At 44.8% G+C, this 12,697-nt stretch carries 14 protein-coding genes; 4 read left to right on the top strand and 10 right to left on the bottom strand.

Translation table 11 applies throughout. The annotated features are described in order from the left end of the window. Positions 1-163 precede the first annotated feature (163 nt). From fbaA to FRZ54_RS20635, 3 genes are all read left to right on the top strand, one after another. Positions 164-1,243, top strand: a complete 1,080-nt coding sequence (fbaA, locus tag FRZ54_RS20645; RefSeq protein ID WP_147033704.1) for a class II fructose-bisphosphate aldolase — start codon at positions 164-166, stop codon at positions 1,241-1,243. Positions 1,244-1,320: 77 nt separating this feature from the next. Then, the gene (locus FRZ54_RS20640) at positions 1,321-1,821 is read left to right on the top strand and encodes a low affinity iron permease family protein (protein WP_147033703.1); all 501 of its coding nucleotides are present in this window, start codon (positions 1,321-1,323) and stop codon (positions 1,819-1,821) included. After that, complete coding sequence (locus FRZ54_RS20635; RefSeq protein ID WP_147033702.1) at positions 1,787-2,215, top strand: GNAT family N-acetyltransferase; 429 nt, start codon at positions 1,787-1,789, stop codon at positions 2,213-2,215. Before FRZ54_RS20640 ends, FRZ54_RS20635 begins: the two co-directional genes overlap by 35 nt. Here FRZ54_RS20635 and FRZ54_RS20630 read toward each other — a convergent pair. The 8 genes from FRZ54_RS20630 to FRZ54_RS20595 form a co-directional block, all read right to left on the bottom strand. Beyond that, complete coding sequence (locus FRZ54_RS20630) at positions 2,202-3,065, bottom strand: hydroxymethylglutaryl-CoA lyase (protein WP_147033701.1); 864 nt, start codon at positions 3,063-3,065, stop codon at positions 2,202-2,204. The two genes, FRZ54_RS20635 and FRZ54_RS20630, sit on opposite strands and share 14 nt — an antisense overlap. Before the next feature lie 11 nt (positions 3,066-3,076). Further along, entirely contained in the window at positions 3,077-3,706 is a 630-nt protein-coding gene (locus tag FRZ54_RS20625) for a hypothetical protein (protein WP_147033700.1), read from the bottom strand. A gap of 68 nt (positions 3,707-3,774) precedes the next feature. Further along, on the bottom strand, positions 3,775-5,088 hold the full coding sequence (locus tag FRZ54_RS20620) for an NAD(P)/FAD-dependent oxidoreductase (RefSeq protein ID WP_147033699.1): 1,314 nt from the start codon (positions 5,086-5,088) through the stop codon (positions 3,775-3,777). 82 nt (positions 5,089-5,170) lie between these two features. Next, a complete protein-coding gene (gene secDF, locus FRZ54_RS20615; RefSeq protein WP_147033698.1) occupies positions 5,171-8,176 on the bottom strand; it encodes a protein translocase subunit SecDF in 3,006 nt (1,001 codons plus the stop codon). A 115-nt stretch (positions 8,177-8,291) separates the two neighbouring features. Then, complete coding sequence (locus tag FRZ54_RS20610) at positions 8,292-8,807, bottom strand: dihydrofolate reductase (RefSeq protein ID WP_317131596.1); 516 nt, start codon at positions 8,805-8,807, stop codon at positions 8,292-8,294. Beyond that, on the bottom strand, positions 8,774-9,154 hold the full coding sequence (locus tag FRZ54_RS20605) for a type II toxin-antitoxin system death-on-curing family toxin (RefSeq protein WP_147033697.1): 381 nt from the start codon (positions 9,152-9,154) through the stop codon (positions 8,774-8,776). The genes FRZ54_RS20610 and FRZ54_RS20605 overlap by 34 nt, the downstream gene beginning before the upstream one ends. After that, positions 9,151-9,339 carry a hypothetical protein gene (locus FRZ54_RS20600; RefSeq protein WP_147033696.1) on the bottom strand — a complete coding sequence of 63 codons (189 nt, stop codon included), beginning with the start codon at positions 9,337-9,339 and terminating at the stop codon, positions 9,151-9,153. Before FRZ54_RS20600 ends, FRZ54_RS20605 begins: the two co-directional genes overlap by 4 nt. A gap of 25 nt (positions 9,340-9,364) precedes the next feature. Next, on the bottom strand, positions 9,365-10,159 hold the full coding sequence (locus FRZ54_RS20595; RefSeq protein WP_147033695.1) for a thymidylate synthase: 795 nt from the start codon (positions 10,157-10,159) through the stop codon (positions 9,365-9,367). 182 nt (positions 10,160-10,341) lie between these two features. Here FRZ54_RS20595 and ispE point away from each other — a divergent pair, with 182 nt between their 5' ends. After that, positions 10,342-11,145, top strand: coding sequence for a 4-(cytidine 5'-diphospho)-2-C-methyl-D-erythritol kinase (gene ispE / locus FRZ54_RS20590; protein ID WP_147034556.1), 804 nt, complete (start codon positions 10,342-10,344; stop codon positions 11,143-11,145). A gap of 1 nt (position 11,146) precedes the next feature. Here the strand turns inward: ispE and FRZ54_RS20585 are convergent, their stop codons facing one another. Together FRZ54_RS20585 and FRZ54_RS20580 are read right to left on the bottom strand one after the other, a co-directional pair. Beyond that, on the bottom strand, positions 11,147-12,028 hold the full coding sequence (locus tag FRZ54_RS20585) for an NAD(P)-dependent oxidoreductase (RefSeq protein WP_147033694.1): 882 nt from the start codon (positions 12,026-12,028) through the stop codon (positions 11,147-11,149). Between the two features lie 21 nt (positions 12,029-12,049). Then, positions 12,050-12,328 (bottom strand): DUF1049 domain-containing protein, encoded by a 279-nt coding sequence (locus FRZ54_RS20580; protein WP_147033693.1) that lies wholly within the window; start codon positions 12,326-12,328, stop codon positions 12,050-12,052. Positions 12,329-12,697 lie beyond the last annotated feature (369 nt).

The following is a 12,697-nucleotide window of genomic DNA, read 5'->3' as shown; positions in this document are numbered from 1 at the left end:
AAACGAAAAATATTATTGATGTGATAGAATTATAATAAGCTTAAACCCGTGGTGATTGTTTACAAATGTTGATATAATTTATAGACTTACTTAATAATATTCAAATAAATACCACCTCGTACTAATAAATTTTATAAATTCGAAGCCCGAAACAATCATGCTCATGAATTTAAAAGATTATAAAGGTGTACTGCACGGCGATCAGGTGCAGGAGCTATTTGAAATAGCCAAGAAACACCAGTTTGCGTTACCGGCGGTAAATGTAATAGGTACTAACACCATAAACGGTGTAATGGAGACAGCCAAAGCTGTTAATTCGCCGGTTATTATCCAGTTATCGCACGGTGGTGCGCAGTTTTATGCCGGCAAATCGCTGGATAACTCCAAGCTGCAGGCGTGTATTTTAGGCGGCGTTTCTGCTGCAAAGCACGTGCATTTGTTAGCAGAACATTATGGCGTAGCGGTAATTATGCATACCGACCACTGTGCCAAAAAGTTGCTGCCCTGGGTAGATGGTTTGCTTGATTATGGCGAAAAATTCTTTGCCGAGACAGGAAAACCGTTATTCTCGTCGCACATGCTCGACCTTTCTGAAGAGCCTATCCACGAGAATATCGAGATATCGGCTAAATACCTTGAGCGTATGGCTAAAATGGGCATGACCCTCGAGATCGAATTAGGTGTTACCGGTGGCGAAGAAGACGGCGTGGATAACAGCGATGTCGACAGCTCACGCCTTTATACCCAGCCGGAAGACGTGGCATATTCATATGAAGAACTTTCAAAAGTAAGTCCGCGTTTTACCGTAGCGGCCGCTTTTGGTAACGTACATGGTGTATATAAGCCAGGTAACGTAAAACTACAGCCTGTAATATTGCATAACTCACAGGAGTATGTGAAAAAGAAGTTTAACCTGCCGGCCGAAAAACCGATCAATTTTGTATTCCATGGCGGGTCGGGCTCGAGCCAGGCCGAGATACGCGAAGCGATCTCCTATGGCGCCATTAAAATGAATATCGATACTGATATGCAATGGGCGTTCTGGGAAGGCATTAAAGATTACTACAAATCGAAAGAAGGTTACCTGCAGAGCCAGATAGGCAGTCCTGAAGGAGAAGATTCTCCAAATAAAAAATTCTACGATCCGCGTGTCTGGCTGCGTAAGGGCGAGGAGAACTTTGTGAAGCGCCTGTCGGCTGCTTTTGAAGATCTGAATTGTATTGATGTGAACAGCAAACTGTAAAGCAGATTAATTGTATTATAAACGCCCCGGCATTTACCGGGGCGTTTTTTGTTAATTTAATCCTAAAATTTGTCGAGATGGCTAAGAAAAAAAAGAATCTTTTCGAAAAATTTGCCAACTGGGCCACCAGCGTAACGGGTAGTTCGGGCGCATTTATTCTGGCAATGGTTGTTATTATTGTTTGGATAGTCACCGGGCCCATATTTAAATATTCAGATACGTGGCAACTGGTCATTAATACAGGTACGACGATCGTCACCTTCCTGATGGTTTTCCTGATACAGAAAACGCAGAATAAAGATTCAAAAGCTATACATTTGAAGCTTAACGAACTGCTGGCGTCGCACCAGGGGGCCAGCAACCGGATGGTAGACATTGAGGACCTGAACGAGGAGGAGCTTGATCAATTGCACAAGTTTTATGTGCAGTTGTCCGACCTGGCCGAGAAGGAGGAGGATATTACCTGTACCCATTCCATCGATGCGGCTGAAGAGAATCACCAGATGAAGCTGGGCCAATACAGAACACGAAAATCATACATGAATGCCAAAAAACGTACAAGTAAAAAAAGTAACTGATCCGGCTGAGCTGAAAAAGGTATTCGCCATACGGCGCGAGGTATTTGTAGACGAACAAAATTGCCCGCCCGAGCTGGAGTGGGAACACGAAGACGAATCGACCCATTTCCTGGCAACTGCAGATGATGTACCCGCCGGCGCGTCACGCTGGCGCAAAACGGATAAGGGTTATAAGTTGGAGCGCTTTGCCGTTCTTAAAGCTTTCCGTGGCGATGGAGTAGGGCAGGCGCTGGTAAAAGCAGTGTTGGCCGATCTGCCACCGGACGCAGATTATGTTTATCTGCATGCACAAGTAGCGGCGGTAACTTTATATGAACGTTTTGGCTTTGTAAAAGCCGACCCCGAATTTGAGGAAGCCGGGATAAGGCATTATAAGATGATCAGGAATGCGTAAAAACTTTGCCCGAATAATCCATCGCTTCCTGTAGCTTGTCTAAATTAAGCCCGGTATCAACGCCTTGTTGCTGAAGGTATGCAATCACATTCTCAGTCGCAATATTACCTGTAAGGTCGTCTTTGGCCATCGGGCAGCCGCCATAGCCTTTAAGCGCAGTATCAAAGCGTTTGCAGCCACTTTTAAAGGCAGCATCTATTTTTTCGAACCATGTGTTTGGCGTTGAGTGCAGGTGTATGCCGAACATGGTGCCGGGGAATTGATCAGAAAGCAAAGCATACAGATCACTAATCTGTTGAGGATTCGCAATGCCAATTGTATCGGCTAATGAAATATATTTAATTCCATCGTTGATCAGTTTTTCGGCCCAATGCAATACTAGTTCAACGTTCCATTCGTCACCATACGGATTGCCGAATCCCATGGAAAGATAAGTGAGCAGATGTTTGTTGTGGCGTTGGCATAGCTCATTTATTTTTTTTACCGTTTCAAAGGCTTCATTTATGCTTGCATTGGTGTTTCGCCGCTGAAACGTTTCGGATATGGAAAAGGGAAATCCCATATAACTGATCGCCTCATATTTCGAAGCATCTTCGGCACCGCGGTAATTGGCAATAATGGCCAGTAGTTTTGATGGGGTACTACTGAGATCCAGTTGTTTCAGCACATCCGCAGTATCGCGCATTTGGGGTATAGCTTTAGGCGATACAAAGCTGCCGAAGTCGATCGTGTCGAAACCAACCTGTAAAAGGAGGTTGATATAAGTGGCCTTAACGGCGGTTGGTACAAAATGAGCAAGGCCCTGCATAGCATCGCGCGGGCATTCGGTGATCTGTATTTCGGATGGCATTTATACGAATGTCAGAATTTTGGGTCGTAAATTATAGCTTTATGTTCCACCTCAACATACAGTTCATTGGTGAGACTCACCAGGTACCTTTCAAATGATTCCATAATTCGCGCCGCCTCCTTACGCACCGATCTCGAGTTCCCGAAGACGGCTCGTTGATTCATTTCTTTTAAGGTCAGTCTCCTGTTGCCGGTCTCGGAAGGCAGATAAAACGTTACGTTATGAATAGTTGTGCGGTACCTGGCATTTTTTATGTCGATAGTTACGGCAAACTGCACCGTATATATTTGCAGTTCGTCGTAGTTTCCCGGCTGGGTTGGGTTAAGGTCCTGCGTGCTTGTAAATATCATCTTACCCTCAGGCTCGTAACCATAGTTTTGCTGGAAGTTCTTCGCCGCCATAAATTGCAGGGCACGCAAAAAAATCTTGCTCACCTTAATATCACTGTCTGTTTTAAAGGTTTTTTGATACCATGCCATGTTGCTATCGATCTGAAGCCTTATCGAATCATGCACCGTGGCTATGGGAGCATTCCTGCCATGGTCGACCTGGTAAGTACGTACAACGCTGTTGCCATCGTCCTGGGCATAGGCAACAGTAAGGGAGAACATTAAGGCAATGCTGAGTATTAAAGTTTTCATGGCCGGATTACTAAAGGCTAATATAGGTTCTGTTACGCTGTAATTTGACCATTAAAGCGAAATAAAGTTTAATCCGAATGCGGTAACATTTCCGCTTCCTGCGGAACCGCCTCCTTAACGTATCGCCGCATGATCAAACGCGACCCGCCGTTATAACTGAGGTAGCTTCCCACCCAGTTGATGAATACCACCACCTTCTTCCGGAAACCTAAAAGTGATATCAGGTGCACGAACATCCATATCAGCCAGGCGAAAAAGCCCTGGAATTTTAACTTACCCAGGTCGGCAATAGCTTTGTTGCGCCCTATTGTGGCCAATGAGCCCTTATCAAAGTATTTAAAAGGCTCAGTCGGCTCATTATTGATGAGGCGAACAATGTTCTTACCAACATTTTTACCCATTTGAATAGCTACCTGGGCCACACCAGGGTGCCCTTTTGGTGTGTCAGGCGTTATCATGGCCGCCACATCACCAATGGCAAATATATTGGGATATCCTGCCACCCGGCAAACGTTGTCCACCCGGATGCGGTTACCTTTTTCTATCAGGCTCTTGTCAATACCGTCGGGAATAACGCCCATTACCCCTGCAGACCAGATAACGTTTTTGGTACGGATGCTTTTGCCACCTTCAAAAGTGATCACGCTGCCGTCGTAACTCTCAACCTTTGCTTTCAGCATCACTTCGACACCCATTCTCTCAAGGAACTTTTTGGCCGCAGATGAACCTTCATCTGAAAAAGGCCCCAGCACCTTCGGCAAAAAATCGGCAAGATAAACTTTCATCTCATGCCTGTTCAGTTCAGGGTAATCCTTGCTGAGTATATGGTTCTTCAATTCGGCAAGCGCTCCTGCCAGCTCAACACCGGTAGGGCCAGCCCCCACTAATACAAAGTTGAGGTAAGGTTCACGTTCTTCCTTAGTTTTGAGCAGTTCCGCTTCCTCAAGGTTTTGTAATACCAGGTACCTCAGGTTCAATGCCTCGGGAATGGATTTCATTGGCATGGCATTGTGTTCTATGTCCTTGTTGCCAAAAAAGTTTGTTGTCGACCCGGTAGCTATCACCAGGTAATCGTATGGAATTTCGCCCGTGGTGGTATCAACCATATGTTTTTCCGGGTTAATACCGGTTACCTCGGTCATTCTGAACCGGAAATTTTTTTGGTTATCGAAATTCTTGCGCAGTGAAAACGCTATAGATTCTGCTTCAAGGCTGCCTGTCGCAACCTGGTAAAGCAGCGGTTGAAAAGTATGATAGTTATGCTTATCCAGCATTAATACTTCTACCGGCTTGTTGGCAAGGGCTTTAGCTACCTCGAGGCCGCCAAAGCCGCCGCCTATAATTACTACCCGGGGGTATTTTGATGTGTCTGCCGCTTTCATATTTAAATGAATATGTTATTAACAGATAACAAAAAAGGCTCCAAATGTTGTTTGGAGCCTTCGATATTATGAAAGATGACTTTTATTTGAGGTCCTTTTTACCAAAGTCGATAATTACCGGGGTAGCGATACAAATGGACGAATAAGTACCAAAGCAAACGCCTACCAGCAATGCGAACGAGAAGCCCCTGATAACTTCGCCGCCAAATATAAACAGCACTATCAGCACGAATAACACGGTTAAAGCGGTGATAATAGTACGGCTCAGTGTTTTATTGATAGCGTGATTAATAACTTCCTTAGGATCATCAGATGCAGAATGGTGCAGACCCAGGAACTCGCGGATACGGTCAAATACCACCACCGTATCATTGATAGAGTAACCGATAACTGTCAATATGGCCGCAATGAACGACTGGTCGATATCCAGGAATGGAATAAAGTTCTTGAACAGCGAAAAGAACGACAACACCATCAAAGCATCATGCGCGGTAGCCACCATTGCCCCGAGGCTGAACTGCCATTTGCGGAACCGGAGTAATATATAAGCCGATATGATGACAATGGCGATAAGTACCGTCCAGAAAGCCGATTGTTTAAGGCCCTCTGCTATGGTGGCCTTCACTTTTTGGAATTTAATGATGTTCTTGTCGGTGATCTTAGTTTCTGGATTTTTGCCCAAAGCGTTGATCAATGTCTGCCTAACCTTTGTGTCAGCCGAAGTCGTGTTTTCCTCGATCAGGTACTTGGTGGTAATACTTATTTTATCTGCGCCGAATGTTTTCACCTCGCTGGCCCCCAAGGGTGCGTCGATAGATTTATGGACGGTCTCGGTTGTTACATTTTTATTATCGAACTGGACGATATAGGTACGGCCGCCAACAAAATCGACGCCATAGTTAAAGCCCTGTGTAAACATAGATATAAGGCCCGCTATAATGAAAACTCCAGAGAAAGCATAGAATTTGAAACGGTTCTTTACAAAAGCATAGTTGGCATTTTTAAAGGTGTGTGAACTCCATGGGTTCGAGAATTTGATGTCCCATCCTTTGGTGATCATCCATTCAAATATGAGCCTTGAGATAAGCAATGAACAGAACAATGAAGTTGCGATACCGATCATCAATACAACCGCGAAGCCTTTGATAGGGCCGCTGCCGAATACGAATAGGATCAACCCCGTAAGGAATGTACTGATGTTCGAGTCGAGGATAGATGAAAGTGCGTGTTTAAAACCATCCGCTACCGCCAGTTTGATGGATTTACCCAGGGCAAGTTCCTCACGCGCGCGTTCGTATATCAGCACGTTGGCGTCAACCGATATACCTAACGTCAACACGATACCGGCAACACCAGGCATGGTTAGTACGGCATTTAAACTGATGAGAACGCCCATCAGGAAAAATACGTTGATGATAACAGCAACTACAGCGATAGTTCCGGCACGGTTGTAATAGGCGATCATAAAGATGAGCACCACTACGAAACCCAATACCGATGAAAGCAAACCTGCACTAATAGCCTGCTGGCCTAAAGTAGCACCCACTGTAGCTTCAGAAACGATAAGAGCAGGGGCAGGAAGGCGACCAGCTTTTAGCACGTTGGCCAAGTCCTTGGTATCTTCCAGGGTAAAATTACCCATGATCCTTGATTCACCGCCTGTTATAGCATTTTCAACTTCAGGAGCCGAATAAACATTATCGTCAAGAACAATGGCAATGGCGTCGTGAGTTGGAGCCGCTTGTTCGGTTACTTCCTTCCATTTCTGGGCACCCTGTGGATTCATGCTCATGCTTACTTCGGGAGAACCCTTTACAGGATCGACCTCATTCCTGGCATCAGTTACCACATCACCTGTGAGTACGGCGCCATTATCTGTCCCTGTAAGCTTCATTGCATAAAGCTCGAAACGTTTATCCTGGTTGTTGGAATTATCGGTTTTATCCTCTATCGGTTTAACGCCCCACAGCAATTTCATGTTCTGCGGCATCACAGCCTTTACTTCCGGCAACTTCAGGATAGCATTAACCCTTGCGGTATCTTTTTTAAGCGCATAACCAATTACAGGTGATTTTTGCACCTGTCCGGTGTTAGGGTTTTGAATATAGTTAGGACTCAAAAGCGTAAACAACGGATATTGGGCGCTCCTCGTAGCTTTGCTTGCTAATGACGAAGTGTCTTTCCCTGCACTTTTATTTACTTTGCTTAACAGGGAAAGCGCGCCCTTTGAGGTGTCTTTTTTAGTTTCAGCAACCTTATTGCCGGCTTTACCGGTGTCTGTTTTTGCAGTTGTTTTGGTTGAATCAGTTTTCGCCGCTTTGTTTTTTGCTGCCAGTAACGAATTAATACTGTTAAGCGTAGCGAAAGCTTCGGTATTGGTAAACGTCCGGTAAAACTCCAGCTTGGCGGTACCTTGTAATAGTTTTCTTACACGTTCAGGTTCGGTTACACCAGGCAGTTCAACCAGTATCTGGTTACGGTCCTTCAGCAATTGGACGTTTGGTTGGGTTACACCAAACTGGTCGATACGGGTATTAATAACCGTGTAGGTTTGCTGAACGGCTACGTCGGCCTGTTCTTTCAAATAAGCTTCAACTTTGGCATTATCGTCACTGAACTTCAAGTGTTCACGATTATCCTGTGTAGCGAAAATAGCTGCCAGCTTGCCGTTTGGATTCAGGGCCTCATATTCCTTTACAAAAAGGGTAATATAATCGCTCTGACTGGTTTTGCTGTCAATGTCGGCCTTGTCCAAAGCCTGGTTAAAAGTGGGGTCGGGGTTTTTATTGGCCAGGGTCTGCACCAGGTCCCTCAAAGCAACCTGCATAGTTACGCTCATACCACCCTGTAAATCGAGACCAAGGGCCAGCTCATGGTTTTCGCAGTATTGATAAGTGTGGCCCAGTATAGGATAAACCGGTTTTGTAGATATAGAATCTAAATATGCTTTTTGTTTTGTTGTATCGCCTTTGGCATATACTGCGGCATCGTCCTTAACCTTACGCACCACCCACGTGAACGAAATCTCGTATAAGCAGACTATCGCCAGAAAGATGGCGAAAAATTTGATAACCCCTTTACCTTGCATTGTAAATTATAATATGTAATAAATTAGTTTATAAGCTTTTTAAATAAGACGGCAAATCTAATAAAATTTTATAAGCATAAAATTTTATATTCAAACAAAATAAAGGCATTGGGTGTTAGGCCCTTTCGAGTGTGATAAACGAGTAAGGTATATTGTTTTTTTCGTCGGCCGGGAAGTCCTCTCGTTCGGTCTCGGTCCACTTTTTGTAGTCAATTTCGGGGAAGAAAGTATCGGCATCGAAAGCTTTATGAACAACAGTGAGATAAATTCTATCGGTTTTATCCATTGCCAGGCGATAAATTTCGGCCCCTCCGCCGATAAACACCTCATCTTCACCTTTGCATAGGTCAATTGCTTCGTCGATGGATCTGACAACTTCACAACCCTCAATTTTTATGTCCTGCCGGGTTACGACGATGTTACGGCGATTGGGCAATGGTTTGCCTACCGAATCAAAAGTTTTGCGACCCATAATAATAGGATGACCAGACGTTATTACCCTGAAATGTTTCAGGTCGGCAGGCAGGTGCCATAACAATTGGTTGTTTTTACCGATGGCATTGTTTTCGCCGATTGCGACGATAGCGCTTATTGTCATTAGGCTGTTTTCGTCAATTTTGTTTTTATCCATAACTTTATTTGATCAATGGTAAGATCTCCCTTGCTCGCAGAAATGGTCATTTCGTACTTTCCCATTTCAGAAGCCTGGATATCTAAACCTGATTCCAATAAAATCAACCTTAGCATGAAATAAGCTATTCGTTTATTGCCGTCGATAAATGGGTGGTTAATGATAAGACTTTCAAAAACTGCGGCCGCTTTATCTTCAGGCAAGGGGTAAAGCTCGTTTTGATCAAATGTCATATAGGGACGGGCAATTGCTGCCTCAAGCCCATCGATGCTCCTAATTCCTTTGCTACCACCAAATTCATTTATCAGCTCATTGTGAATTTGAATGACTTGCCTTAAATAGATCATTGAGCAAGTCTTTTGAGAAGCTCCCTATCCTCAACCATTATTTTTTTAATATTTGCTGCCAATCTGGTGTTTTCCGTCGGTTGGCTTTTTATTTCATGCAACAGATCTAATACACTTTGTAGTGCATCTTCCGGTATTTCTCCCAAAAGTTTGTCTATTTCGGCTTTTATTTGAATTGAAGTCATGTACAAATATACAAATGACAATAAACTATACCGCCACCGCCCCCTTAATATGCGGCCATGGATCATAATTCTCCAGTGTGAAATCTTCGAACTTAAATTGGAAAATATCTTTTACATCCGGGTTGATCTTCATTGTTGGCAGCGGGCGGGGTTCGCGGCTTAATTGCAGGTTTGCCTGTTCAATATGATTATTATACAGGTGCGCATCGCCAAATGTATGGATAAAGTCGCCGTATTGAAGGTTACATACCTGGGCCATCATCATGGTCAGCAAAGCGTATGAGGCGATATTAAAAGGGACGCCCAGGAAAATATCAGCGCTGCGCTGGTATAACTGGCAGGACAATTTGCCGTCGGCAACATAAAACTGGAAAAGACTATGGCAGGGGGGGAGCGCCATGCGCTCCACATCGGCGACGTTCCAGGCCGAAACCATAATGCGGCGCGAATCCGGGTTGTTTTTGATCTGGTTCACCACCTTGCTTATCTGGTCAATGTGACCGCCGTCGGGTTTCGGCCAGCTGCGCCATTGATACCCATAAACGGGGCCCAGGTTGCCGTTCTCATCGGCCCATTCATCCCAAATACGTACGCCGTTCTCTTTCAGGTAAGCAATATTGGTATCGCCCTGCAAAAACCAAATCAACTCGTGAATGATCGATTTCAGGTGAAGCTTTTTGGTGGTTACCAGTGGAAAGCCGTCCTGTAGGTTAAAACGCATCTGGTAGCCAAATACGCTTAAAGTGCCGGTTCCGGTACGGTCGTGCTTTTGTGTGCCGTTCGCCAGCACATGCTTCATCAGATCGAGGTATTGCTTCATTAGCGGGTTAATTAAGTTGATTATGTTGGATCAAGTTGAATGGTTATTTTTAATATCGGCCGATCATAAATAATCAACCATTTAACTCAATCAACTGAATCTAACTTCCCGATACAAATAAAAATAATCTATTTTTGGTATCCTACGGTTGTGCAAAAATACACGCCGTGTTAATCAATCTGATGATCGTATTTCCAAACGCCAAGATCAACATCGGCATTAATATAACAGGCCGCCGGCCCGATGGTTACCATAATATCGAAACTATTTTTTACCCGGTGCGGATATACGACGCACTTGAAGCATTGCCCGGAAAGGAACTCAGGTTTAATTCATCCGGTTTAGCCATACCGGGCAGGGCAGAGGACAATCTTTGCATAAAAGCTTACCATCTTATCAAAAACGACCATAAGCTGCCTGCGGTAGATATTCATTTACACAAACATATCCCGATTGGTGCAGGGCTTGGCGGCGGCTCGGCCGATGCGGCTTTTTTTATCAGGCTGATCGATCAGCAATTTGAATTAGGACTGACAACTGAACAAAAACTCAACTACGCCCGGCAACTTGGCGCCGACTGCGCTTTTTTTATCGAAAGTAAGCCGGTGTTCGCATTTGAAAAAGGCGACCAGTTTGAACCCATTAAGCTTGATCTGTCCAAATGCTGCCTGGTTTTGGTTATGCCCCCGGCGCATGTATCCACCTCCGAGGCCTACCGGGGAGTTAAACCGGCTGAGGTGAAATATTCCCTTTATGAGCTGATAAACGAGCCGCTAAAGGAATGGCGGTATTTTATCAAAAATGATTTCGAGGAGTCGGTATTTAAAAATCACGCGGTTATAAGGGGCGTAAAGGCTGCGCTGTACGAAGCTGGCGCCATATATGCGAGTATGAGTGGGAGCGGAGCATCTGTATTCGGCATATTTGATAAAACACCCGATCTGTCGCCTTTAGAAAAAACAAACCAGGTGTTTTATAATATTTGATTTACACACCTGCGTCGTCGGTTACGCCGCGGCCAACGGCTTCTACCCAATCCCTGTCGCCTAATCCTTTGGCCACCGCCGTTAAAAGGCGGTTATGAATAAGCGTGCCCAGGGGCATTGGTGTTTCGCTTTGCTGGGCCAGTTTGAATGCAAGGCGGGCATCTTTATAACCTAACCTGGCCTTAAAACCTACCGGTTCGTATTGTTTATTTGCTATCAACCTGCCATAGTTTTGATAAATAGGCGCATTAAATATTGTAGAACCGAAAAATTCGGCCACTTTGGAACGATCGAGGTTGAACTTCTCGGCCAGTGTGAACGCCTCGGCCATCATTTCGAGCGACGACATGATCATGAAGTTCCCTGCTATCTTAACTACATTGGCCCCGCCTGCGTCTTCGCCGAAATCAACTACGCCCTGCCCAATGCATTCCAGGATGGGGTTGGCCGTTTCCTTGTCTTCTTTGCTCCCCGAAACGCATACCCATAATTTTTTGGCTGCAGCGGCTTCCGGCCTACCGAATACAGGCGCGGCCAGGTAAGAACTCCCCGCAGCTTTATGCTGGTCGGAAAGAAACTGTGCAATATCCGGCGAGATGGTGCTCATAGAGATATGAAGCGCACCTTTTTGAAAAGTGTTTAAGATGCCGTCTTTTCCAACAACACTTTCTTTAACGGTATCATCGTCGGCAAGCATACTTATAACCACCGTTACATTAGCGGCCGCTTCCGCCGGCGTGTTACATTTGGTGATGGCCGATGCTTCCAGTTCGTCCGCCTTTTCAGCCGTGCGGTTGTACACCTGTAGCTGATAGCCTGCGGCTATTAAATTTTTAGCCATTGGAATGCCCATGTTTCCGAGGCCTATAAATCCGATCTTCATATAGTAGATTGTTTTGTTATTTTAACTGATGTAGTCCCTGTCCTCGTCACTTAGTGTATTAGGTTGATTTTTCTTTGGGTCGGCATCCTCTACCTGTCCGGGAATATATTTCGGTCTCCCGGGCCGGCCGACAAGCACACCGATGACAAACCCTGCCGCCGCGGCGAGAAGGAGCATTGCCAGTTTCGAAATGTGGTAGGTTGCGAATAACACATTAAAAAATACGGGCTCGTTATTTTGCATGATCACTACGGTCAGCAGTATCGTAATGAAGATGATCAGCATTGTTTTTATTCTCATGACTATTTCAAATTAACGGTGAAAAAATGGCTCGGTTTATATCATTTAAAAATGTGACCCGGCAATGAAATACTAATCTACAAAAACAGAAGGGGAGTGGTGCGGATGCTAGAAAATATATCCGCGCACCGGCAACAAAAAAAACATAAAAAATTAAACAAAGCAATCCCCGCGATTTTAGGACCAATGACCGGCATCGGCATCGTTAAAAAAATCCCCATGCGGTATGCCGAAAAAAAACATTCGAAAAAAGTGCGTTGCACCTTGTAGCACTACCTGGTCAATTTTTTGAAAATGCGATTATAAAATCTTGGTACACTTTGTAGCGGGTGATTGTCAAGAAGAGCTACCATGAAGTAATGTTGTATA

Origin of the sequence: Mucilaginibacter ginsenosidivorans, assembly GCF_007971025.1 — a bacterium.
Taxonomy (GTDB): Bacteria; Bacteroidota; Bacteroidia; order Sphingobacteriales; family Sphingobacteriaceae; genus Mucilaginibacter; species Mucilaginibacter ginsenosidivorans.
The sequence above is the reverse complement of the archived record's forward strand: the minus strand, read 5'-3'. Positions and strand labels throughout refer to the sequence as shown.

Excerpts from the sequence above, each read along its gene's own strand:
- fbaA (WP_147033704.1), top strand. The coding sequence starts at position 164 with ATGAATTTAAAAGATTATAAAGGTGTACTGCACGGCGATCAGGTGCAG.
- FRZ54_RS20640 (WP_147033703.1), top strand. The coding sequence starts at position 1,321 with ATGGCTAAGAAAAAAAAGAATCTTTTCGAAAAATTTGCCAACTGGGCC.
- FRZ54_RS20635 (WP_147033702.1), top strand. The coding sequence starts at position 1,787 with ATGCCAAAAAACGTACAAGTAAAAAAAGTAACTGATCCGGCTGAGCTG.
- FRZ54_RS20630 (WP_147033701.1), bottom strand. The coding sequence starts at position 3,065 with ATGCCATCCGAAATACAGATCACCGAATGCCCGCGCGATGCTATGCAG.
- FRZ54_RS20625 (WP_147033700.1), bottom strand. The coding sequence starts at position 3,706 with ATGAAAACTTTAATACTCAGCATTGCCTTAATGTTCTCCCTTACTGTT.
- FRZ54_RS20620 (WP_147033699.1), bottom strand. The coding sequence starts at position 5,088 with ATGAAAGCGGCAGACACATCAAAATACCCCCGGGTAGTAATTATAGGC.
- secDF (WP_147033698.1), bottom strand. The coding sequence starts at position 8,176 with ATGCAAGGTAAAGGGGTTATCAAATTTTTCGCCATCTTTCTGGCGATA.
- FRZ54_RS20610 (WP_317131596.1), bottom strand. The coding sequence starts at position 8,807 with ATGGATAAAAACAAAATTGACGAAAACAGCCTAATGACAATAAGCGCT.
- FRZ54_RS20605 (WP_147033697.1), bottom strand. The coding sequence starts at position 9,154 with ATGATCTATTTAAGGCAAGTCATTCAAATTCACAATGAGCTGATAAAT.
- FRZ54_RS20600 (WP_147033696.1), bottom strand. The coding sequence starts at position 9,339 with ATGACTTCAATTCAAATAAAAGCCGAAATAGACAAACTTTTGGGAGAA.
- FRZ54_RS20595 (WP_147033695.1), bottom strand. The coding sequence starts at position 10,159 with ATGAAGCAATACCTCGATCTGATGAAGCATGTGCTGGCGAACGGCACA.
- ispE (WP_147034556.1), top strand. The coding sequence starts at position 10,342 with ATGATCGTATTTCCAAACGCCAAGATCAACATCGGCATTAATATAACA.
- FRZ54_RS20585 (WP_147033694.1), bottom strand. The coding sequence starts at position 12,028 with ATGAAGATCGGATTTATAGGCCTCGGAAACATGGGCATTCCAATGGCT.
- FRZ54_RS20580 (WP_147033693.1), bottom strand. The coding sequence starts at position 12,328 with ATGAGAATAAAAACAATGCTGATCATCTTCATTACGATACTGCTGACC.